This window comes from Streptomyces sp. NPDC050509 (assembly GCF_044457965.1).
Taxonomy (GTDB): Bacteria; Actinomycetota; Actinomycetes; order Streptomycetales; family Streptomycetaceae; genus Streptomyces.
In genome coordinates, this window is sequence record NZ_JBITHL010000016.1 from 23435 (window position 1) to 45500 (window position 22066).

Annotated in this window: 19 protein-coding genes; 15 read left to right on the plus strand and 4 right to left on the minus strand. The window is 71.8% G+C overall.

The window, feature by feature from the left end:
• Positions 1 to 177: 177 nt before the first annotated feature.
• Entirely contained in the window at positions 178 to 1149 is a 972-nt protein-coding gene (locus ACIBJC_RS34155) for a thiamine-phosphate kinase (RefSeq protein WP_399299257.1), read from the plus strand.
• A gap of 67 nt (positions 1150 to 1216) precedes the next feature.
• Positions 1217 to 2020 carry a bifunctional hydroxymethylpyrimidine kinase/phosphomethylpyrimidine kinase gene (gene thiD / locus ACIBJC_RS34160; RefSeq protein ID WP_399299259.1) on the plus strand — a complete coding sequence of 268 codons (804 nt, stop codon included), beginning with the start codon at positions 1217 to 1219 and terminating at the stop codon, positions 2018 to 2020.
• Positions 2021 to 2111: 91 nt separating this feature from the next.
• On the opposite strand, the gene rpmB is transcribed toward thiD, so the two are convergent.
• Positions 2112 to 2297, minus strand: coding sequence for a 50S ribosomal protein L28 (rpmB, locus tag ACIBJC_RS34165; RefSeq protein ID WP_028426177.1), 186 nt, complete (start codon positions 2295 to 2297; stop codon positions 2112 to 2114).
• A gap of 201 nt (positions 2298 to 2498) precedes the next feature.
• Between rpmB and ACIBJC_RS34170 the strand changes: the two genes are divergently transcribed.
• From ACIBJC_RS34170 to mutM, 9 genes are all read left to right on the plus strand, one after another.
• The gene (locus ACIBJC_RS34170; RefSeq protein WP_399299262.1) at positions 2499 to 4226 is read left to right on the plus strand and encodes a DAK2 domain-containing protein; all 1728 of its coding nucleotides are present in this window, start codon (positions 2499 to 2501) and stop codon (positions 4224 to 4226) included.
• 81 nt (positions 4227 to 4307) lie between these two features.
• A complete protein-coding gene (gene recG / locus ACIBJC_RS34175; RefSeq protein WP_399299264.1) occupies positions 4308 to 6566 on the plus strand; it encodes an ATP-dependent DNA helicase RecG in 2259 nt (752 codons plus the stop codon).
• A 165-nt stretch (positions 6567 to 6731) separates the two neighbouring features.
• Positions 6732 to 7313: a 16S rRNA (guanine(966)-N(2))-methyltransferase RsmD gene (gene rsmD, locus ACIBJC_RS34180; RefSeq protein ID WP_399299266.1), complete on the plus strand. Its 582-nt coding sequence runs from the start codon at positions 6732 to 6734 to the stop codon at positions 7311 to 7313.
• Positions 7314 to 7339: 26 nt separating this feature from the next.
• A complete protein-coding gene (coaD, locus tag ACIBJC_RS34185) occupies positions 7340 to 7819 on the plus strand; it encodes a pantetheine-phosphate adenylyltransferase (RefSeq protein ID WP_329823093.1) in 480 nt (159 codons plus the stop codon).
• A gap of 98 nt (positions 7820 to 7917) precedes the next feature.
• Positions 7918 to 9156, plus strand: a complete 1239-nt coding sequence (locus ACIBJC_RS34190; RefSeq protein WP_399299268.1) for an ATP synthase F0 subunit B — start codon at positions 7918 to 7920, stop codon at positions 9154 to 9156.
• Between the two features lie 258 nt (positions 9157 to 9414).
• Positions 9415 to 10053 (plus strand): DUF177 domain-containing protein, encoded by a 639-nt coding sequence (locus ACIBJC_RS34195; protein ID WP_329823092.1) that lies wholly within the window; start codon positions 9415 to 9417, stop codon positions 10051 to 10053.
• Between the two features lie 2 nt (positions 10054 to 10055).
• Positions 10056 to 10229 carry a 50S ribosomal protein L32 gene (rpmF, locus tag ACIBJC_RS34200; protein ID WP_053675094.1) on the plus strand — a complete coding sequence of 58 codons (174 nt, stop codon included), beginning with the start codon at positions 10056 to 10058 and terminating at the stop codon, positions 10227 to 10229.
• Positions 10230 to 10248: 19 nt separating this feature from the next.
• A complete protein-coding gene (rnc, locus tag ACIBJC_RS34205; protein WP_399299270.1) occupies positions 10249 to 11172 on the plus strand; it encodes a ribonuclease III in 924 nt (307 codons plus the stop codon).
• 131 nt (positions 11173 to 11303) lie between these two features.
• Entirely contained in the window at positions 11304 to 12164 is an 861-nt protein-coding gene (gene mutM / locus ACIBJC_RS34210) for a bifunctional DNA-formamidopyrimidine glycosylase/DNA-(apurinic or apyrimidinic site) lyase (protein ID WP_399299272.1), read from the plus strand.
• On the opposite strand, the gene ACIBJC_RS34215 is transcribed toward mutM, so the two are convergent.
• Positions 12137 to 12538: a winged helix-turn-helix transcriptional regulator gene (locus ACIBJC_RS34215; RefSeq protein ID WP_399299274.1), complete on the minus strand. Its 402-nt coding sequence runs from the start codon at positions 12536 to 12538 to the stop codon at positions 12137 to 12139. The two genes, mutM and ACIBJC_RS34215, sit on opposite strands and share 28 nt — an antisense overlap.
• Before the next feature lie 114 nt (positions 12539 to 12652).
• A complete protein-coding gene (locus ACIBJC_RS34220) occupies positions 12653 to 13585 on the minus strand; it encodes a CAP domain-containing protein (RefSeq protein WP_399299276.1) in 933 nt (310 codons plus the stop codon).
• A gap of 133 nt (positions 13586 to 13718) precedes the next feature.
• Here ACIBJC_RS34220 and ACIBJC_RS34225 point away from each other — a divergent pair, with 133 nt between their 5' ends.
• The 4 genes from ACIBJC_RS34225 to ACIBJC_RS34240 all read left to right on the plus strand — a co-directional run bounded on the left by ACIBJC_RS34225 (position 13719) and on the right by ACIBJC_RS34240 (position 20268).
• The gene (locus tag ACIBJC_RS34225) at positions 13719 to 14000 is read left to right on the plus strand and encodes an acylphosphatase (RefSeq protein WP_329823047.1); all 282 of its coding nucleotides are present in this window, start codon (positions 13719 to 13721) and stop codon (positions 13998 to 14000) included.
• 402 nt (positions 14001 to 14402) lie between these two features.
• Positions 14403 to 14621, plus strand: coding sequence for a hypothetical protein (locus ACIBJC_RS34230; RefSeq protein ID WP_030351764.1), 219 nt, complete (start codon positions 14403 to 14405; stop codon positions 14619 to 14621).
• A gap of 199 nt (positions 14622 to 14820) precedes the next feature.
• Positions 14821 to 18594, plus strand: a complete 3774-nt coding sequence (locus tag ACIBJC_RS34235; protein WP_399299279.1) for a chromosome segregation SMC family protein — start codon at positions 14821 to 14823, stop codon at positions 18592 to 18594.
• A gap of 252 nt (positions 18595 to 18846) precedes the next feature.
• Positions 18847 to 20268, plus strand: coding sequence for a sugar porter family MFS transporter (locus ACIBJC_RS34240; protein WP_399299281.1), 1422 nt, complete (start codon positions 18847 to 18849; stop codon positions 20266 to 20268).
• Between the two features lie 69 nt (positions 20269 to 20337).
• Here the strand turns inward: ACIBJC_RS34240 and ACIBJC_RS34245 are convergent, their stop codons facing one another.
• On the minus strand, positions 20338 to 21852 hold the full coding sequence (locus ACIBJC_RS34245; RefSeq protein WP_399299283.1) for a purine-cytosine permease family protein: 1515 nt from the start codon (positions 21850 to 21852) through the stop codon (positions 20338 to 20340).
• Positions 21853 to 22066 lie beyond the last annotated feature (214 nt).

The following is a 22066-nucleotide window of genomic DNA, read 5'->3' on the forward strand; positions in this document are numbered from 1 at the left end:
CGAGCGGGCGACATGGCACGCGCGGCGCGCGGCGCGGGGTGTGACACCCCCGCCGTGGCACGCGCGCGTGACCTGGCGTACGACGGTGTTGACGTGACGCGTGAAGGTACCGAAAGCAGTGAGGGGCCGCGACCGCAGACGCGGCCCGGTGATGAGAGCAAGAGAAGGGGAGACTCGGTGAAGGGAACCGTGGGCGAGTTGGGGGAGTTCGGGCTCATCAGAGAGCTGACGTCCCGGCTCACCACCACCCCGGCGGTGCGGCTCGGGCCGGGCGACGACGCCGCGGTCGTGGCCGCCCCCGACCGCAGGGTCGTGGCGAGTACGGATCTGCTCCTCGAAGGGCGGCACTTCCGACGCGACTGGTCGACGGCGTACGACGTGGGCCGCAAGGCCGCCGCGCAGAACCTGGCCGACATCGCGGCGATGGGCGCGGTGCCCACCGCGCTGCTGCTCGGGCTGGTCGTGCCGGCCGAACTCCCGGTCACCTGGCCTACCGAGCTGATGGACGGCATCCGCGACGAATGCCAGGTCGCGGGAGCCGCCGTGGTCGGAGGCGACGTGGTGCGCGGCGACTCCATCACGATCGCGATCACGGCGCTGGGCGATCTGCGCAACCACGAGCCCGTGGTCAGGTCGGGCGCCAGGCCCGGCGATGTGGTCGCCTACACCGGGTGGTTGGGCTGGTCCGCGGCGGGGCACGCGGTGCTCTCCCGGGGCTTCCGCTCGCCGCGCGCCTTCGTGGAGGCGCACCGCAGGCCGGAGCCGCCGTACCACGCGGGCCCGGCGGCGGCGGGTCTCGGCGCCACCGCGATGACCGACGTCAGCGACGGACTGGTCGCGGACCTCGGGCACATCGCGGAGGCGAGCCAGGTCCGTATCGACCTGCGGTCCGGTCTGATCGACATCCCCTCGCAGATGAACGACATCGGCCAGGCGGTCGGCGTCGATCCGCTCCAGTGGGTGCTGACCGGCGGGGAGGACCACGCGATCGTCGCGACCTTCCCCTCGGACGCCAAGCTCCCGGCGCGCTGGAAGGTGATCGGGGAGGTGCTCAACCCCTCCGCGCTGCCCCAGGTGACGGTCGACGGCGCCCCGTGGACCAGCAAGGGCGGCTGGGACCACTTCGGCGACATCGAGGACACTCCGTGACCGGGGACATCCCGTAGGGGCGTCCCGCGGGGGAGTGCGGTGCGTGGGGGCACGTAGATTCGTCGGTATGCCGATATCTGCACCTGTGCCTCCCCGCGTCCTCACCGTCGCCGGATCCGACTCCGGCGGCGGTGCGGGCATCCCGGCGGACCTCAAGACGATGCTCGCCTTCGGCGCGCACGGCATGAGCGTGCTCACCGCCGTCACGGCGCAGAACTCCCGGGGCGTCCAGGGCGCCTGGGAGCTGCCGGTGGAGGCGGTACGGGCGCAGTACCGCAGCGTCGTCGACGACATCGGCGTACAGGCCGTGAAGACCGGCATGCTCTCCTCCGCCGCCCTGGTCGACACCGTGGCCGAACTGCTCGCCGGGACCGGTGTCCCCGTGGTCGTCGATCCGGTCGGGGTCTCCAAGCACGGCGATCCGCTGCTGGCCGCCTCGGCGCTGGACGGCGTACGGAAAAGGCTGCTGCCGGCCGCGACGGTCGCCACCCCCAACCTGGACGAGGTGGCGCAGCTCACCGGCGTGCGGGTGGTGGAGGAGGCGGACCTGCGGCGCGCGGCGCACGCCGTCCTGGAGTTCGGGCCCCGCTGGGCGCTGATCAAGGGCGGGCATCTGCCGGGGGACGCGGTGGACCTGCTCACCGACGGCACCGAGGAGCACTGGCTGCGGGCGCCGCGCCACGACAACCGGCACACGCACGGCACGGGGTGCACCTACGCGTCGGCGATCGCCGCGGGGCTGGCGGGCGGGCAGGACGTGGTGAGGGCCGTCACGGCGGCCAAGGAGTACGTGACGGGCGCGATCGCGCACGGCTTCGCGCTGGGCAGCGGCATCGGCCCGGTGGACCACGCCTGGCGGTTCCGGGCCTGAAGGGCCGGACCCCGAGCACGGCAAAGAGCCGGCCCACCGAGGTGGACCGGCTCTTCAAGGCAACCGCAGGGGCTGCGCTACGACGCAGGCGTCAGCGCGAGACCTTGCCGGCCTTGATGCACGATGTGCAGACATTGAGGCGCTTCGGCGTCCGACCGACCACGGCACGCACGCGCTGGATGTTCGGGTTCCAGCGACGGGGCGTACGGCGGTGCGAGTGGGAAATGCTGTTGCCGAAGCCCGGCCCCTTGCCGCAGACGTCGCAGTTGGCAGCCACGGGTCACTCCAAAGACTTCAGATGCTCGTACAGAGAAATCCGGCGTGGCTGAATCAACGGAACAGAAGATGTCGATGTCGCTTTGCCGGGGGATTGGCCCGACTCTCATCGGGCAACCGCAGCAGCATACAACGACTGCCTCGGTACCCGGAAACTATACCCTTCTCGCATCACCCCGGCCGACGGAGGAGGACCCCGCAGGTGCCGCAGACCCTCGACGCCGCAGCGGTGCGGAGCTGGTGCGCGCTGGCGCTGGAGGCCCTCGGCCGGGAGCGCGAGGAGATCGACGCGATCAATGTCTATCCGGTCGCGGACGGCGACACCGGCACCAACCTCTATCTGACCGTGGAGTCCGCCGCACAGGCGGTCGAGGCGGTGTTCGCGGCACACGAGACGGGCGTCTCCGCGCCCGCCCCGGCCGACGCCGTACGGGCCATGGCGCACGGCGCGCTGATCGGCGCGCGGGGGAACTCCGGGACGATCCTGGCGCAGCTTCTGCGCGGGATGGCCGAGGTGCTGACGGCCGGGCCTCCCGGTGACGGGGATCACGCGGACGAGGGACACGGCGAGGGGTACGGGGAGGGACATGCGCAGGGGTACGGCGGCCGGCTCGCCCCCGCGCTGCGGCGGGCCGCCGAACTGGCCCGCGAGGCCGTCGCGCACCCCGTCGAGGGCACGATCCTGAGCGTGGCGAGCGCCGCCGCCGACGCGGCGGAGGCGGCATCCCGCGCGGACGCCCCGTACGGCGCGGACGGGGCGGACAAGGGCGCCGCGTACGGGGCGGACGCCGCCGACGCCGTACGGGCCGCGTACGCGGGCGCCCGCGCCGCGCTCGACGCCACCCCGGGCCAGCTCGCCGTGCTCGGCCGCGCGGGCGTCGTCGACGCGGGCGGCCGGGGACTGCTCACCGTGCTGGGCGCGCTGGTGCGCTGCCTCACGGGCGACGCGCCCCCGCCCTTCCCGGCGGGCCACCGCCGGCACGAGAACCCCGTCGCGGCGGAGTCCGCCGCCGAGGCGTGCGCCGCGGAGGGCGGACCCGCCTTCGAGGTGATCTATCTGCTGGAGGCGGACGAGGCCGCCGTGTCGCGGCTGCGCGCCCGGCTCGACGGGCTCGGGGACTCCCTGGTGGTCGTCGGCGGCGACGGGCTGTGGAACGTGCACGTCCATGTCGACGACGCGGGCGCCGCCGTCGAGGCGGGCGTCGAGGCGGGCCGCCCCTACCGCATCCGTATCACCCACTTCGGCGCCGCCGCCGAGGAGCCGCGCGTCCAGCGCGCCGTTGTCGCCGTCGTCCCGGGCGAGGGCCTCGCGGGGCTCTGCGCCGAGGCCGGCGCGACGACCGTCCTCGCCCGCCCCGGGGAGCCGCCCGCCAGCGGCGAACTCGTCGAGGCGATCCGGCGCGCGCACGCCCGCGAGGTGGTCCTCATGCCGAACGACGAGGCCCTGCGGCACACCGCCGCGGCCGCCGCCGAACAGGCCCGCACCGAAGGCGTACGGGTCGCCCTCATCCCGACCAGGGCCGCCGTCCAGGGCATCGCCGCGCTCGCCGTGCACCAGCCCGACCGCCGCTTCGACGAGGACGTCGTCGCGATGACCAGCGCCGCCGGAGCCACCCGCTACGCCGAACTGGCCGTCGCGGAGCGCCAGTCCTGGACCATGGCGGGCATCTGCCAGGCCGGGGACGTCCTGGGGCTGATCGACGGGGACGTCGCGGTCATCGGCTCCGACCTCGCCGCCACGGCGGAGACGGTGCTCTCCCGGATGCTCTCCGCGGGCGGCGAACTCGTGACACTCGTCCTCGGGGAGGACGTACCCGAGACGCTCGCCGCCCGCCTGGAGAGCTACGTACGCGAGGGCCATCTCGCCGTCGACACCGTCGTCTACCGGGGCGGCCGGCAGTCGGCGCCGCTGCTCGTCGGCGTGGAGTGAACCCGGCGCGTGCCCGAACGGCACGGCTGTGACCTGCGGAAACCTGGGGGTGCGCGACGGCTGTCAGTGGTGTGGTGTGCAATGGATCGCGTGTCCGCGCTGGATGAACCACTCAAGAAGTCACTCGGCCCCGCCACCGCGAAGGTGATGGCCGAACACCTCGGCCTGCACACGGTCGGTGACCTGCTCCACCACTACCCACGGCGGTACGAGGAGCGCGGCCAGCTCACCACCCTGGCCGAACTCCCGCTGGACGAGGACGTGACGGTGGTCGCCCAGGTCGCCGACTCCCGGATCCTGACGTTCAACCACGGCCGTGGCCAGCGCCTGGAGATCACCCTCACCGACGGCAGCGGCCGGCTCCAGCTCGTCTTCTTCGGCCGGGGGCTCCACAAGCCGCACAAGGAACTGCCGCCCGGCAGCCGCGGCATGTTCGCCGGCAAGGTGTCCGTCTTCAACCGCAAGCTCCAGCTCGCGCACCCCACGTACGTCCCGCTCGGCCGGCCCGACGGAGACGCGGGGGACGACGACGCCACGAGCGCCGTGGACGCCTTCGCGGGCAAGCTGATCCCGATCTACCCGGCCTGCAAGGGCCTGGAGTCCTGGAAGATCACCAAAGCCGTCGACGCCGTTCTGCCCCGCGCCGTGGAGGCCGCCGACCCGCTGCCGCCCGCGCTGCGCGAGGGACGCGGCTTCGTCCCGCTGCCCGAGGCGCTGCTCAAGGTCCACCGGCCCGAGACGAAGGCCGACATCGAGGACGCCCGCGCCCGCCTCAAGTGGGACGAGGCGTTCGTCCTCCAGGTCGCGCTGGCCCGGCGGCGGTACGCGGACACCCAGCTCCCCGCCGTCGCCAGAAAGCCGGTGGCGGGCGGCCTGCTCGACGCCTTCGACGCCGAACTGCCCTTCACCCTCACGGAGGGCCAGCGCAAGGTCACCGCCGAGATCTTCGCGGGCCTCGCCACCGAACACCCCATGCACCGGCTGCTCCAGGGCGAGGTCGGCTCCGGCAAGACGCTCGTCGCGCTGCGCGCGATGCTCACGGTCGTGGACGCGGGCGGCCAGGCCGCGCTGCTGGCGCCCACCGAGGTCCTCGCCCAGCAGCACCACCGTTCGATCACGGAGATGATGGGCGAGCTGGCCGAGGGAGGCACGCTCGGCGGCGCGGAGAACGCCACCAAGGTGGTGCTGCTCACCGGCTCCATGGGCACCGCCGCCCGCCGTCAGGCGCTGCTCGACCTGGTCACCGGCGAGGCCGGGATGGTCATCGGCACCCACGCGCTGATCGAGGACAAGGTGCGCTTCCACGACCTGGGACTGGTCGTCGTGGACGAGCAGCACCGCTTCGGCGTGGAGCAGCGCGACGCACTGCGCTCCAAGGGCAAGCAGCCGCCGCATCTGCTGGTCATGACGGCCACCCCCATCCCCCGTACGGTCGCCATGACCGTCTTCGGGGACCTGGAGACCTCCGTACTGGACCAGCTCCCGGCCGGGCGCTCCCCGATCGCCAGCCATGTCGTCCCCGCCGAGGACAAGCCGCACTTCCTGGCCCGCGCCTGGGAGCGGGTGCGCGAGGAGGTCGGCAAGGGGCATCAGGCGTACGTGGTCTGCCCCCGGATCGGGGACGACGACGAGGAGAAGGGCGGCAAGGGCGGGAAGGGCGGGGCGAAGAAGGCGTCCGCGGCCAAGGAGAAGGCCAAGGAGAAGGCCGCCGAGGACGCCGAGAAGCGGCCCCCGCTCGCGGTCCTCGACGTGGCGGAGCAGCTCGTGGCGGGGCCGCTGGCCGGGCTCCGCGTCGAGGTCCTGCACGGCCGGATGCAGCCGGACGACAAGGACGCCGTGATGCGCCGCTTCGCCGCGGGCGAGGTGGACGTCCTGGTCGCGACGACGGTCATCGAGGTCGGAGTGAACGTCCCCAACGCCACCGCGATGGTGATCATGGACGCGGACCGGTTCGGCGTCTCCCAGCTCCACCAGTTGCGTGGCCGGGTCGGCCGCGGCGCGGCCCCCGGTCTCTGCCTCCTGGTCACCGACATGCCGGAGGCGAGCCCCGCCAGGGCCCGGCTCGGCGCGGTCGCCGCCACGCTCGACGGCTTCGAGCTGTCCCGGATCGACCTCGAACAGCGCCGCGAGGGCGATGTGCTCGGCCAGGCCCAGTCCGGGGTGCGCTCCTCGCTGCGGATGCTCGCCGTCATCGAGGACGAGGAGATCATCGCCGCCGCCCGCGAGGAGGCCGTGGCGGTGGTCGCCGCCGACCCGGAGCTGGAGTCCAGCCCCGAGCTGCGTACGGCGCTGGACGCGCTGCTCGACACGGAGCGCGAGCAGTACCTCGACAAGGGCTGACGAGGAGGCGGCGTGGGCCGGTCCCGGGGCACCGGCCGGGCCCGGCCCCGGCGTACGCCATATCGTGGAGCCCGGGCGGTCGTCGCCGACCGCTGCCCCACCGCTGTCCGTTCCAGCCCTTCCCCGCCCGTTCCAGCCCTCCCACGAACCGAGGACCCGACACCCATGACCCGCGTGATCGCCGGTGCCGCCGGCGGGCGCCGGCTCGCCGTCCCGCCCGGCACCGGCACCCGCCCCACCTCCGACCGGGCGCGTGAGGGCCTTTTCTCCACCTGGCAGTCGCTCCTCGGCACCCTGGACGGCGTCCGGATCGCCGATCTGTACGCCGGGTCCGGTGCCGTCGGCCTCGAAGCGCTCTCGCGCGGCGCCGCGCACGCCCTGCTCGTCGAGGCCGACGCCCGCGCCGCCCGCACCGTCCGCGAGAACGTGGCGACGCTCGGACTGCCCGGCGCCGAGGTCCGTACCGGCAAGGCGGAGCAGGTCGTCGCGGGACCGGCCCCGCAGGACCCGTACGACCTGGTCTTCCTCGATCCCCCGTACGCCGTCACCGACGACGATCTTCGGGAGATCCTGCTCACACTCCGGACCGGGGGGTGGCTCAGTGGCGACGCCGTCGCCACCGTGGAACGCGGCACCAGAGGCGGGCCATTCGGCTGGCCGGCGGGTTTCGTACCACTGAGGTCCCGTCGCTACGGCGAGGGAACGCTTTGGTACGGTCGCGCCGCTCGTTACGAAGACGCACCATGACCGGACCGGAGAGCGAGGGAAATCAGTTGCGCCGCGCCGTCTGTCCGGGGTCCTTCGACCCCATCACCAATGGACATCTCGACATCATCGCCCGCGCCTCCAAGCTGTACGACGTCGTACACGTGGCGGTGATGATCAACCAGTCCAAGAAGGGGCTGTTCACGATCGAGGAGCGGATCGACCTGATCCGCGAGGTCACCGCCGAGTTCGGCAACGTCGAGGTGGAGTCCTTCCACGGCCTCCTCGTGGACTTCTGCAAGCAGCGCGACATCCCGGCCATCGTGAAGGGCCTGCGGGCCGTCAGCGACTTCGACTACGAACTGCAGATGGCCCAGATGAACAACGGGCTCTCGGGCGTCGAGACCCTGTTCGTCCCCACCAACCCCACCTACAGCTTCCTTTCCTCCTCCCTGGTGAAGGAAGTGGCCACCTGGGGCGGCGACGTCTCCCACCTGCTGCCCCCCGCCGTCCACAGCGCGGTCATAGAGCGCCTCGGCAAGAAGTGACGCGCTGACCGCCCGTCACCCGGTGTCGGACGGACGCGGACTGGCCGTACAGTCGTTGCGTCCGTCTCCAAACCGGCCGAAAGAGTGGCGAGCACACGGTGGACGTGCAGAAGAAGCTCGACGAGATCGTCGACACGGTGGGCAACGCCCGCTCGATGCCCATGTCGGCGTCCTGTGTGGTCAACCGGGCCGAGCTGCTCGCGCTGCTCGAAGAGGTACGGGAGGCGCTGCCCGACTCCCTGGCCCAGGCGCGGGAGCTGATCGGCGGGCAGGAACAGCTCGCCGAACAGGCCCGTCAGGAGGCGGAGCGCATCATCGAGGGCGCGCACGCCCAGCGCTCCACGCTGATCTCGGACACCGCGGTCGCCCGCCGCTCCCAGGAGGAGGCCGACCGGATCCTCTCCGAGGCCCGCAAGGAGGCCGAGGAGATCCGCGCCGAGGCCGACGACTACGTCGACTCCAAGCTCGCCAACTTCGAGGTCGTCCTCACCAAGACCATCGGGTCCGTCGACCGGGGCCGCGAGAAGCTGCTCGGCCGCTCCCCGGGCTCCGGCGAGCCGGGGTACGCGGGCGGCGATGACGACGACGCCCCCGAGTACAGCGCGGACCCCAGCACCCTGATCCGGCGGGCCGACGAGTACGTCGACGCCAAGATCGGCGCCTTCGAGGCCGTCCTGACCAAGACGCTCGAAGCGGTCGGCCGGGGCCGGCAGAAGCTGCACGGCCGTACGGAGTCCGACGAGCTGGGGGCGCACATGGCCGCCCAGGACGCGGCGGGCCCGCAGGCACGCACCAGCGACGCCGACTACCTGGCCGACCTCGCCGGGACCCCGCGAGAAGCCCTCCAGGCGCCCGTGGCGGCCCCGCAGCAGCCCCTCGCTCCTCCGGAGCCCGTCCTGCCCCCCGTGCCCGCCCAGCAGCCGTACACGGACCCCGCCTACGCGCAGACGGCGCGGCAGCCCGCCGGCCCCGGCTACCAGGACGGCGGCTACGACGCGACCGGCGGCTACCAGGACCCGGCGTACCCCGCCACGGACCCCGGCTACGGGGCGGGCTACCCGCAGCAGGACGCGTACGGCTACCAGCAGGACCCGTACACGTACCAGCAGCAGGGGTACGGCCAGGACCAGGGCCAGGGCGCGCAGCAGCAGGCCCAGGGGTACGACCCGAACTACGGCTGGCAGCAGCAGCAGCAGCAGACGGACGGGCGGCCCGCGCTGCCGGCCCTGCCCGCCGCCCCCGCCGACCAGCAGCAGGGCGCGCTCGACGAGACCAGCTTCTTCGACACGAGCATGATCGATCTGGAGCAGCTCCGCCGCTACGAACAGGGCCACTGACCGGTCCCGGGGCCGGCCCCCTGTCCTGCCCCGGACCGGCCACCGACCGGCCCCGGACCGGCCACCGACCGGCCCCGGACCGGCCCCGGATCCGGACAGGGGCCGGATTGGGGCCGGATTGGGGCCGGATTGGGCCTATGGCGGCCGTTCCAGTACCCTGGTTCTTCGGCCGTGTGCATGTCCGCGGCTCAGGCTGCCCGCTTCGCTTCCGCGACGGTGGCGGCCCCTCTCTCCACGATCCGAAAGCGGGAAACAGCCCTGAACGCGCGCCTCGACCACCACAACCCCCTCGTGTTCGACACACACGAGCTGGGGCGGCGTCCTGGTGCGCTCCGTAAGCTGACCCGCTCGGTGCCCGCCCCCAAGGACTTCGGTATCGACGGGGTCATCGGAGCGCCCGAGGGCGCCCCGGTGGAGCTGGACCTCCGCCTTGAGTCGGTCATGGAAGGGGTGCTCGTCACGGGCACCGCCCGTGTCTCGGCCGAGGGGGAGTGCGTAAGGTGTCTGGAGCCGCTCAGCCAGGAAGTGGCGGCGGAGTTCCAGGAGATGTTCTCGTACCACGACACCGACGACCGGGGCCGCGTCCGCGCGGAGCCGGCCGACGATGCCGAGGACGACGAGGACACGCTCTTCATCGAGGACGGCCTGTTCGACCTCGAACCCGTGCTGCGCGATGCGGTGGTGCTCGCACTGCCGATGCAGCCGGTGTGCCGGGAGACCTGCTCCGGTCTGTGTTCCACATGTGGGATCAGGCTGGACGAGAACCCGGACCACCACCACGAAGCCGTCGACATCCGTTGGGCGGCATTGCAGGGACTCGCCGAGACCGTCAAGGACGGCGAGAAGGACAACATGGGCGGCGCCGAAGCCGGCGTCGACGAGAAGCAGGAGAAGTAGCCGTGGCTGTTCCGAAGCGGAAGATGTCGCGCAGCAACACGCGCCACCGCCGGTCGCAGTGGAAGGCTGCGGTCCCCAACCTGGTTTCGTGCGAGCGCTGCCAGGAGCCGAAGCTCCAGCACATCGCGTGCCCGAGCTGCGGCACCTATAACAAGCGCCAGGTCCTCGAGGTCTGAGCGGCTGGTGAGAGGCTCGATGTCTGAACTGTCCCCTGCCAAGAAGCAGGCAGACACTGTCAGTACGGCCTCGTCCCACACGCTTCTGGAAGGGCGGCTCGGGTATGACCTCGAGACCGCCCTTCTGGTGCGTGCGCTGACCCACCGTTCGTTCGCGTACGAGAACGGCGGTCTGCCCACCAACGAGCGGCTCGAATTCCTCGGGGATTCGGTGCTCGGCCTGGTGGTCACGGACACGCTGTACCGCATCCACCCCGACCTGCCCGAAGGCCAACTGGCCAAGTTGCGGGCCGCGGTGGTCAACTCGCGTGCGCTGGCGGAAGTGGGCCGCGGCCTCGAACTCGGCTCCTTCATCCGGCTCGGCCGGGGCGAAGAGGGCACGGGTGGCCGGGACAAGGCATCCATCCTCGCCGACACCCTTGAAGCGGTGATCGGCGCCGTCTATCTCGACCAGGGCCTCGGAGCGGCGTCCGAGCTGGTGCACCGGCTCTTCGACCCGCTGATCGAGAAGTCCTCGAATCTCGGGGCGGGCCTGGACTGGAAGACCAGTCTCCAGGAGCTGACCGCGGCGGAGGCCCTCGGCGTGCCCGAGTACCTCGTCACGGAGACAGGACCCGACCACGAGAAGACCTTCACCGCTGCCGCCCGCGTCGGTGGTGTCTCGTACGGCACCGGCACCGGCCGCAGCAAGAAGGAAGCGGAGCAGCAGGCGGCCGAGTCCGCCTGGCGGTCCATCCGGGCCTCGGCCGACGAGCGGGAAGCGGCGGTCGGCTCCGGAGCCGACTCCGGAGCCGGTGAGCCGTCCGGAACCGACTCCGGCGCCGGCCGGCCGTCCGCTGCCGCCGCCGGTGAACCCGCCGGCGCCGGTGACGGCGCCGACGGGGCCGCCGACGCCGGTTCGGCCCCGTCCGGGCAGGCTCAGGCGGACACCGCGACGGGCTGACCGTCCGGCCGTACGCTCCCTCCCTGTACGCCCCTCGCGTCGTTCGCGGCGCGAGGGGCGTCTCCCGTGCGGCGCCGTCCGCCGGGCCCCGTACCCCCTGATCGCCGTTGCCCTGTTCCGAGGAGCCTCCCGTGCCCGAGCTGCCCGAGGTCGAAGTCGTCCGGCGCGGACTCGAACGCTGGATCAGCGGCCGGACCGTCGCCGAGACCGAGGTGCTCCATCCGCGCTCGGTACGGCGCCACCTCGCGGGCGGCACGGACTTCGCGGCGCGCCTCAAGGGGCACACCATCGGGGTCGCACGGCGCCGCGGCAAATACCTGTGGCTGCCGCTCACCGACACCGACGCGTCGATCCTCGGCCATCTCGGGATGAGCGGTCAGCTCCTCGTCCAGCCCGAGACCGCCCCCGCCGAGAAGCATCTGCGGATCCGGGTCCGCTTCGCCGACCCGCTCGCCACCGAACTGCGCTTCGTCGACCAGCGCACCTTCGGCGGCCTCTCGATCCACGACAACACCCCCGACGGGGTGCCGGACGTCATCGCGCACATCGCCCGCGACCCCCTGGACCCCGCCTTCGACGAGGACGCCTTCCTCACCGCGCTGAAGCTGCGCCGTACGACGGTCAAGCGTGCGCTGCTCGACCAGTCACTGATCAGCGGTGTCGGCAACATCTACGCGGACGAGGCGCTCTGGCGCGCCAAACTCCACTACGAACGGCCCACGGAGACCCTGCCCCGGCCGCGCGCCGCCGAACTGCTCGGCCACGCGCGCGACGTCATGAACGCGGCGCTCTCCGTCGGCGGCACCAGCTTCGACAGCCTGTACGTCAACGTGAACGGCGAGTCCGGCTACTTCGACCGGTCGCTCGACGCGTACGGACGCGAGGGCGAGCCGTGCCGCCGCTGCGGGACCCCGATCCGCAGGCGCCCCTGGATGAACCGTTCCAGCTACTTCTGCCCGCGCTGTCAGCGACCGCCGCGCGCCGCGTCGTAACGCTCCCGCGCCGCCAGCACCTCGGGCATCCGCCCCTCCAGCAGGTGGACGAGGCCGAGCAGCCGCCCGGCGACCTCGTGTCCCAGCGGCGTCAACTCGTAGTCCACACGCGGCGGATTGACCGGCTGCGCGTCGCGGCGTACGAGGCCGTCCCGCTCCAGCGCGTGCAGCGTCTGGGAGAGCATCTTCTCGCTCACCCCGTCGACGCGCCGCCGCAGTTCGTTGAAGCGGAAGCCGCTCTCGTGGAGCGCGCAGAGGGTGAGGCCGCCCCAGCGGCCCGTCACATGCTCCAGCGTGCCGCGCGAGGGGCACTGCCGGGAGAACACGTCGAAGGCGAGCCCGTCGAGCCCGGCGTCAGCGGAGAGAGTGTCCATATCCGCACCCTACTGGCGGAAAGCGCCGCCCGGTGGGTGGCGCTTTCTCGTGGTGAGTGCGGGAGGGCCCGGAACCGCGCACCGTACGGCGCGGTTCCGGGCCCTCCCGCCAGGTCAGAAGCCGAAGTTCTGCGTCCACCACGGGCCGCCGGAACCGGTGTGCACCCCGACGCCGAGCCGGGTGTAGTCGCAGTTCAGGATGTTCGCGCGGTGGCCCTCGCTGTTCATCCAGGAGTCCATCACCGCCTCGGCGGTGGCCTGCCCCCGGGCTATGTTCTCGCCCCCGAGGTTCTTCACGCCGGCCTGCTCCGCGCGGTCCCAGGGCGTGTCGCCGTCGGGGTTCGTGTGGTCGAAGAAGCCGCGCGCCGCCATGTCGTCGCTGAACGCCTGCGCCAGCGCGTTCAGGCTCGCGTCCGCCTTCAGTGCGGCGCAGCCGACCTTGGCCCGCTCCTGGTTCACCAGCGAGAGCACGGCCGACGCCTCGGACGAGGGCGCCGCCTGGGACTGCTCGGCGGCGCGCTCCGTGGTCCGCGTGGGGGCCGGGGCCTTGTCCGCCTTGGTGGGCGAGCCGGCCGAGCCCGCGGAGCCGGATTCCGTGTCCTTGGACGGCGTCTGCGACTTCGCCTTCGGCGGCGCCGGGGCGGGCTTCGCCTGCGACGGGGAGGTGGAGGGAGCCGTGGGGGAGGGGGAGGCCGACTTCTTCGGCCCCGTCGTCCGCTCCGTGCCGCGGCTGGGCTCCACCGTCGACCTACGCGTCGGATCCGTGGACGTACCGCCCTGCTGCTGCAGTTCGGGCGCGCCCTCGCTGCGGATCTGCTCACCGGTGGTGCCGCCGCCGCCCACCGAGAACTGGCCCCCACCGGGCAGCAGACCGGAGGCGACCGCGACAGCGCCGACCGCCATCGCCGCGGAGGCGCCGAGCAGTCCCGTACGGACGGGCTTGGTGACCCGGCCCTTGCGGCGCGGCGCGCCCGCGGGGCCGTTGGCGGAGCCCTCAGGGGATACGACAGGTGCGCCGGGGGCGGCGGCGCGTCGGTGGCGTCCCATCTGTGGTGCCTTCCTCAGTCTCGACGGCAGCGTTACTCACTCGTACGAGTGAGGCTCATCGCGACCGGACTGTACGGCATGGCACGTGGGGGTGCCGGGTCCACAGAGCAATTGGCCGATTAGCTTTGCGCCCATGAAAGAAGATGTACGACTCACGGCTTGGGTCCGCGGCAGAGTACAAGGAGTCGGCTTCCGCTGGTTCACCAGGGCGAACGCTCTGGAGATCGGCGGCCTCACCGGATTCGCCCTCAATCTCGACGACGGCCGGGTGCAGATCGTCGCGGAGGGACCGCGTGACAATTGCCACCGACTCCTGGAGTGGCTCCGCTCCGCCGACACACCCGGGCGAGTGGATGGAGTCACTGAGATCTGGGACACCCCGCGCGGTGGTTACGAGAGCTTCGCGATCCGCTGAGAAGTACGACCGGGCGTCGGCCCGCGCGGCCGGGAATTGCCACCGGGATACCCGACTCTCCGCGATGACCAGCGATGACCTGGTGGTTGCCAAGAACGGCCGACCGTGCCAGGCTGCCCGGTCAGCGAAGATCTCGACGCCCCCGGGCCCCCGGGGAGAGCGCGCGCCGCCGCAGGCCGCGGCCCCGCGCCACCGGGCCGCCCGCCGGTACGGGCTGTGATCGTGTTGACCGTCAAACTTTTTGGTGAGACTCTGGAATCCCCGCGCACCTTAGCTGTTTGGCAGTAAGAACCGCAGTAGGAACCGCAGTGATGAACAAGCACTGCCAGGCACCGCGGGTGCGATTTCCCTCACGACCCACACCGCATTCGGTCGGTCACTCAGTGTGGAGGACCATTCATCATGGCAAAGGCGCTTCTCGGTTATGTCGGCGGCTCCGACCCGCGACTCCTCGCCGAGATGCGACGGCTTCAGCAGCGCGTCCAGGACCTCGAATCCGAGCTCGTACGGATCCAGTCCGAGAATGACGTGCTGAACGCCGCTGTCGCACAGCACCCCGGAGAGTCGCTGCTCAACGGCATCGACATTGACGTACCCCAGGCGGAGCCCGCGCTCACCTGACAACAGCCCCCGTCGGGGCCAGGTGAGAAACACTCTCGCAAGATATGCAAGGGACGCTTCGGCGTCCCTTCTTTCTTTCCATCTTCCCCTGTACGAAGCTTTGTTGGCGCTGCCACGCCTTTCTTAACGTCTGATGTGCCCTGCGCGTTCCACGGTGAAACCGCCGACGGACGATCCGGGCCCGGTAGAGTCCGGCGGCGTGCACCTCAAGGCCATGACCCTGCGCGGGTTCAAATCCTTCGCCTCCGCCACGACGCTGCGCTTCGAGCCGGGTATCACCTGCGTCGTGGGCCCGAACGGCTCCGGGAAATCCAATGTGGTGGACGCCCTCTCCTGGGTCATGGGAGAACAGGGGGCGAAGTCGCTGCGCGGCGGCAAAATGGAAGACGTGATCTTCGCCGGCACGACCGGGCGCCCCGCGCTCGGCCGCGCGGAGGTCTCTCTCACGATCGACAACTCCGACGGAGCGCTGCCGATCGAGTACGCCGAGGTCACCATTACGCGGATCATGTTCCGCAACGGCGGCAGCGAATACCAGCTCAATGGCGACACCTGCCGGTTGCTCGATATCCAGGAGCTGCTCTCCGACTCCGGTATCGGCCGCGAGATGCACGTGATCGTCGGACAGGGTCAGCTCGACTCCGTACTCCACGCCGATCCGATGGGCCGCCGCGCATTCATCGAGGAAGCCGCCGGGGTGCTGAAGCACCGCAGGCGCAAAGAGAAGGCGCTGCGGAAGCTGGAGGCGATGAAGGCGAATCTCGCCCGCGTCCAGGACCTGACGGACGAGCTGCGCCGCCAGCTCAAGCCGCTCGGCCGGCAGGCGGCGGTCGCGCGGCGGGCCGCCGTCATCCAGGCCGATCTGCGCGACGCCCGGCTGCGACTGCTCGCCGACGATCTCGTACGGCTGCGCGAGGCGCTGCGTACGGAGATCGCGGACGAGGCCGAGCTGAAGAGCCGCAAGGAGGAGGCCGAGAACCGGCTGAAGGCCGCGCTGACCCGCGAGGCGGAACTGGAGGAGGAGGTACGGCGGCTCGCGCCGCGCCTCCGCAAGGCCCAGCAGACCTGGTACGAGCTGTCGCAGCTCGCCGAACGGGTGCGCGGCACCATCTCGCTGGCCGACGCGCGGGTCACCAGCGCCACCAGCGCCCCCGAGGAGGAGCGGCGGGGCCGCGACCCCGAGGACCTGGAGCGCGAGGCCGCCCGGATCCGTGAGCAGGAGGCGGAGCTGGCCGCCGCACTGGAGGCGGCCGAGCACGCGCGCGAGGACACCGTCGCCCACCGCGCCGAGCTGGAGCGGGAACTCGCCGCCGAGGAACGCCGCCTCAGGGACGCCGCCCGCGCCCTCGCGGACCGCCGCGAGGGCCTGGCCCGGCTGCACGGCCAGGTCAACGCGGCGCGCGGCCGGGCCGCCTCGGCCCAGGCGGAGATCGGCCGGCTCGCCGGTGCCAGGGACGAGGCGCGCGAGCGCGCCGCCCAGGCACAGGAGGAGTACGAACAGCTCAAGGCCGAGGTCGACGGCCTCGACGCGGAGGACGACGCGCTCGCCGCACGGTACGAGGACGCCCGCCGCGCCCTCTCCGACGCGGAGACGGCGCAGAGCGCGGCACGGGACGCCGCGACCACGGCGGAGCGTGAACACGCCGCCCTGACCGCCCGCCACGACGCCCTCGCCCTGGGGCTGCGCCGCAAGGACGGCACGGGGGCGCTGCTGGGCGCCCGCGACCGGCTCACCGGCCTGCTCGGGCCCGCGGCGGAACTGCTCACCGTCACCCCCGGTCAGGAGATCCCGGTGGCCTCGGCGCTGGGCGCGGCGGCCGACGCGATCGCGGTCAGCGGCCCCGCCGCTGCGGTGGAGGCCCTGCGGCTGCTGCGCGAACGGGACGCGGGCCGGGCGGCCCTGCTGCTGGGCGCCCCGGCGCCGGACACCGGGGACGGCGGCCGGGACGGGACGGCCGACGTGCCTGACGTGGTTGACGCGCCCGCCGTACCCGCCGTGCCTGCTCCGGCCGCCCCGTCGTTCGCCTCGTCGTCCGCTCCGCATGGGCAGCCCTCCGCCCCGCACGCGCCCGGCGGGGTGCCCGCGCAGAGCGGCGGCCCCGGCGCGCATACGGCGGAGATCGCCCGCGGCCCGGCCGTCTCCGTACGGACCGCCGTCTCCGCGCCGTACGTCGCCGACCTCGTCCAGGGACCCGCCGAGCTGATGGGCGCCGTACGGCGGCTCGTACGCGACATGGTGGTCGTCGCGACCCTCGAAGACGCCGAGGAACTGGTCGCCGCGCGGCCCACCCTCACCGCCGTGACCGCCGAAGGGGACGTGCTCGGGGCGCACTTCGCGCACGGCGGCTCCGCGGCGGCGCCCAGCCTGCTGGAGGTGCAGGCCTCCGTCGACCAGGCCGCCGCCGAGCTGGCGCTGCTCGCCGTACGGTGCGAGGAGCTGGACGGGGCGCGGCGCGCCGCCGCCGCGCGCCGGGCCGAACACGCCGCGCTCGTGGAGGAGCTGGGGGAGCGGCGCCGGGCCGCCGACCGGGAGAAGTCCGCCGTGTCCGGGCGGCTCGGGCGGCTCTCCGGGCAGTCCCGCGCCGCCGCCGCGGAGGCCGAACGGGCCGCCGGAGCCGCCGCCGAGGCCCAGGAGGCGCTGGAGCGGGCCACGGAGGAGGCGGAGGAGCTGACGGAGCGGCTGCTCGTCGCGGAGGAGGAGTCCCCCTTCGGGGAGGGCCACGAGGAACCGGACACCTCCGTACGCGACCGGCTCGCCGCCGACGGCGCGAACGCCCGGCAGACCGAGATGGAGGCGCGGCTCCAGGTCCGTACCCACGAGGAGCGCGTGAAGGGGCTCGCGGGCCGGGCCGACGGCCTCGACCGGGCGGCGCGCGCCGAGCGCGAGGCGCGGGCGCGCGCGGAGCAGCGGCGCGCCCGGCTGCGCCACGAGGCACGGATCGCCGCGGCCGTCGCGGCCGGTGCCCGGCAACTGCTCGCGCACGTGGAGGTCTCGGTCGTACGGGCCGAGGCGGAGCGCGCCGCGGCCGAGGAGGCCAGGTCCGTACGCGACCGGGAGCTGACCGCCGAGCGGAACACCGGCCGTGACCTCAAGAGCGAGCTGGACAAGCTCACCGACTCGGTGCACCGGGGCGAGGTGCTCGGCGCCGAGAAGCGGTTGCGGATCGAGCAACTGGAGGCGAAGGCGCTGGAGGAGCTGGGCGTGGAGCCGGCCGGGCTGATCGCCGATTACGGCCCCGACCAGCCCGTGCCGCCCTCGCCGGCGGCCGAGGGCGAGGAGCTTCCGGAGGACCCGGAGGATCCGCGGAACCGGCCCACGCCGTACGCGCGGGCCGAGCAGGAGAAGCGGCTCAAGGCCGCCGAACGGGCGTATCAGCAGCTCGGGAAGGTGAATCCGCTGGCCCTGGAGGAGTTCGCGGCGCTGGAGGAACGCCACCAGTTCCTCTCCGCGCAGCTCGAAGACCTGAAGAAGGCCCGGGCCGATCTGCTGGGGGTGGTGAAGGAGGTCGACGAGCGGGTGGAGCAGGTCTTCACCGAGGCGTTCCGGGACACCGCCGTCCAGTTCGAGGGTGTCTTCTCACGGCTCTTCCCGGGCGGCGAGGGGCGGCTGATCCTCACGGATCCGGAGAACATGCTGACCACGGGCGTGGACGTGGAGGCCAGGCCGCCGGGCAAGAAGGTCAAGCGGCTCTCGCTGCTCTCCGGTGGCGAACGGTCCCTGACCGCGGTGGCGCTGCTGGTGTCGATCTTCAAGGCCAGGCCGAGCCCGTTCTACGTGATGGACGAGGTCGAGGCGGCGCTCGACGACACCAATCTCCAGCGGCTGATCCGCATCATGCAGGAGCTCCAGGAGAGCTCCCAGCTCATCGTGATCACCCATCAGAAACGGACGATGGAGGTCGCCGACGCGCTCTACGGGGTGTCGATGCAGGGTGACGGGGTATCCAAGGTCATCAGCCAGCGGCTCCACTGAGGTTCATGGCAGCGCCGAGGTTCATACCGTTTTCATCACTTGAAGATGTGGTGAGGGAAAGGCGGGGGATTTGTCGCACCGTGCCGCAAACGGCCCCGTGACAGCCCCGCGCCATCTATTCAAAACATGAAGGCATAGTCTCTTGCGCGTTGCTTTTGCCTTCAAGTGGTGGCTGGCGAGACGTTATGCCTCACTTGAAAGGCTCGCCCACCCCACGCCCGGCAACGCAGCCGGGCGGCCTCAGGAGTACACGTGACCAGCACAGCGCAGGTTCCGCCGCCAGGAGGTCGAGCGGCCCACCCCGAACACCTCGGCCATGTCATTTTCATCACGGCCGCCGCCGCGATGGGCGGCTTCCTCTTCGGCTACGACAGCTCGGTGATCAACGGAGCCGTCGAGGCCATCCGGGACCGGTACGACATCGGCTCCGCGGCCCTTGCCCAGGTCATCGCCATCGCCTTGATCGGCTGTGCGATCGGGGCCGCCACGGCGGGCCGGATCGCCGACCGGATCGGCCGGATCCGCTGCATGCAGATCTCCGCCGTCCTCTTCACGATCAGCGCGGTCGGCTCGGCCCTGCCGTTCAACATCTACGATCTCGCGTTCTGGCGGGTCATCGGCGGGTTCGCGATCGGCATGGCGTCGGTGATCGGCCCCGCGTACATCGCCGAGGTCTCCCCGGCCGCCTACCGCGGCCGGCTCGGCTCCTTCCAGCAGGCCGCGATCGTCATCGGCATCGCCATCTCGCAGCTCGTCAACTACGGCATCCTCCAACTCGCCGACGGCGACCAGCGCGGCAAGCTGCTGGGCTTCGAGGCGTGGCAGTGGATGCTCGGTGTGATGGTCGTACCGGCGATGCTCTACGGTCTGCTCTCCTTCGCGATCCCCGAGTCCCCGCGCTTCCTGATCTCCGTCGGCCGGGTGGACCGGGCCAAGCAGGTGCTCGCCGAGGTCGAGAGCAAGGACGTCGACCTGGACGCGCGGGTCACCGAGATCGAGCACGCGATGCACCGCGAGCACAAGTCGACCTTCAAGGACCTGCTGGGCGGTGGCGGCTTCTTCTTCCTGCCCATCGTGTGGGTGGGTATCGGGCTCTCGGTCTTCCAGCAGCTCGTCGGCATCAACGTCGCCTTCTACTACTCGGCGACGCTCTGGCAGTCCGTCGGGATCGACCCGTCCAGCTCGTTCTTCTATTCGTTCACGACATCGATCGTCAACATCATCGGCACCGTGATCGCGATGGTCCTGGTGGACCGGGTCGGCCGCAGGCCGCTCGCCCTCGTCGGCTCCGCCGGTATGGCCGTCGCGCTCGCCTGTGAGGCGTGGGCGTTCTCCGCCCACCTGGTCGACGGCAAGCTCCCCAGCACCGAGGGCACCGTCGCCCTGGTCGCTGCGCATGTGTTCGTGCTCTTCTTCGCGCTGTCGTGGGGCGTCATCGTCTGGGTCTTCCTCGGCGAGATGTTCCCGAACCGGATCCGCGCCGCCGCGCTCGGTGTCGCCGCCTCCGCGCAGTGGATCGCCAACTGGGCCATCACGGCGAGCTTCCCGAGCCTGGCCGACTGGAACCTTTCGGGTACGTACGTCATTTACGCCTGCTTCGCCACGCTCTCCATTCCGTTCGTGCTCCTCTTTGTGAAGGAGACGAAGGGCAAGACGCTGGAGGAGATGGGCTAGCCCGTCCCGAAGCGCCCGTCCCGAAGCGCCGTTCCGAAGCCGGGAAGCCACGTGTACGTGGCGGGGATGTCAGACGGTCAGTCTCGCTGACCCCGCGTCGGACGCGCCCGTACCTGTCCCCGTCCCGGCTTCGGCCCCGGGCTCCGCTTCGGCTTCGGCCCCGGGCTCCGCTTCGGCGGACGCCGGGGCCTTCGCGCGCTCCCGTGGCAGCACCCCGTACAGCCCCGCCGCGACCAGGACCGTGACGACCCAGCCCAGGCCGTTCTCCCCGACCCAGGTCCCGGCGAGGGGGCCCGAGAACCACTGGACCGAGGTGAAGAGCACCCCCACCACCAGCGCCGTACCCCAGGCGGCCATGGCCGACGGGGCGAAGCCGCCCCGGTACCAGTAGCCGCTGGTGCGGGTCGTGTCCATCAGCGCGGCACCGTCGTACGTACGCCGCCGCAGCATGTCCACGCCGAAGACGCCGATCCACGCGGAGAACGCCACAGCGAGCAGTGTGAGGAACGAGACGAACGAGCTGATGAAGCTCGTGGCGACCACCATCAGCAGGAAGCCGAGGATCAGGCTGATCACCGCGTTCACGCTGACCGCCCACGCACGGGGCACCTTGATGCCCAGGGTCTGCGCCGTGAACCCGGCCGAGTACATCGACATCGAGTTGATCAGCACCATCCCCACCAGCGCGATCAGCAGGTACGGCACGGATATCCAGGTGGGCAGCAGGGCGCCGATGAAGGAGACCGGGTCCTGCGCCCTGGCCAGATCCGGGGTTCCCACCGCCATCACCGCGCCCATCAGCACCAGGGGCAGCACCACGATCCCCGCGCCGCCCACCGTGATGCCGACCATGGCCCGGCCCGAGGCGGAGCGGGGCAGATAGCGGGTGAAGTCGGGGCCGGACGGGACCCAACTGAGGCCGCCCGCCGCGATCGTGCCGATGCCCGCGATCATCATCGCCGTCGAACCGGCCGGCTTGCCGAAGACCGCCGACCAGTCGGTCCCGGCGATGAGATGGACGAGCACCAGCACGCTGAACGCGCCGAAGAGATACGCCGACCAGGTGCTGCAGACCCGCAGCGCCTTGATGCCCAGACCCGAGACCAGGAAGGTCCCGGCCACGAAGAGCAGCAGCGTGACCACGACGAGCGGGGTGCTGCGCTTGATCCCGAAGAGCAGATCGAGCACCGTCAGCACGGCGTACGCGCCGGTCACCGCGTTGATCGTCTCCCAGCCCCAGCGGGCGACCCAGATCAGCGACCCGGGGAAGAGATTCCCCCGCTGGCCGAAGACCGCCCGGGAGAGCGCCATCCCCGGCGCTCCGCCACGCTTGCCCGCGATGGAGATCAGCCCGACCGTGCCGTACGAGACGACCGGCGCCGTGACCCCGACGACCAGCGCCTGCCAGAAGTTGAGGCCGTTCAGGACGATCAGCCCGGCGCCCATCGTGAGCAGCAGCACGCTGATGTTGGCGGCGACCCAGGTGGGGAAGAGTCCCCGCACATGGCCGGTGCGCTCGTCGTCGGGGACGGGCTCCAGGCCACGGGTCTCCATCGCGCCTTCGGACGCGGAGGCGTGGGGCATGAACAGGCTCCGAACAGAGGTGGGGGCTCCTGCGGGGGAGTGGACCTCCGGGCGAACCCGGAACCTCCACCATCGTACGTTCGGGGTAAAACGTCCAAATCGTCACGAGGATCTTCGTGTGAACCTCTGACGCCATGGCCGGGGCGGACCCCGCCGGGACATGTTCCGGCGAGGACCCTGCCGGGACGCGCACGGGCATGGCCGAGAGCCGCGC

Bases quoted from the DNA above. Each gene is read 5' to 3' on its own strand.
- thiD (WP_399299259.1), top strand. From the start codon at position 1,217: ATGCCGATATCTGCACCTGTGCCTCCCCGCGTCCTCACCGTCGCCGGA.
- recG (WP_399299264.1), top strand. From the start codon at position 4,308: ATGGATCGCGTGTCCGCGCTGGATGAACCACTCAAGAAGTCACTCGGC.
- rsmD (WP_399299266.1), top strand. From the start codon at position 6,732: ATGACCCGCGTGATCGCCGGTGCCGCCGGCGGGCGCCGGCTCGCCGTC.
- rnc (WP_399299270.1), top strand. From the start codon at position 10,249: ATGTCTGAACTGTCCCCTGCCAAGAAGCAGGCAGACACTGTCAGTACG.
- ACIBJC_RS34215 (WP_399299274.1), bottom strand. From the start codon at position 12,538: ATGGACACTCTCTCCGCTGACGCCGGGCTCGACGGGCTCGCCTTCGAC.
- ACIBJC_RS34220 (WP_399299276.1), bottom strand. From the start codon at position 13,585: ATGGGACGCCACCGACGCGCCGCCGCCCCCGGCGCACCTGTCGTATCC.
- ACIBJC_RS34225 (WP_329823047.1), top strand. From the start codon at position 13,719: ATGAAAGAAGATGTACGACTCACGGCTTGGGTCCGCGGCAGAGTACAA.
- ACIBJC_RS34230 (WP_030351764.1), top strand. From the start codon at position 14,403: ATGGCAAAGGCGCTTCTCGGTTATGTCGGCGGCTCCGACCCGCGACTC.
- ACIBJC_RS34245 (WP_399299283.1), bottom strand. From the start codon at position 21,852: ATGCCCCACGCCTCCGCGTCCGAAGGCGCGATGGAGACCCGTGGCCTG.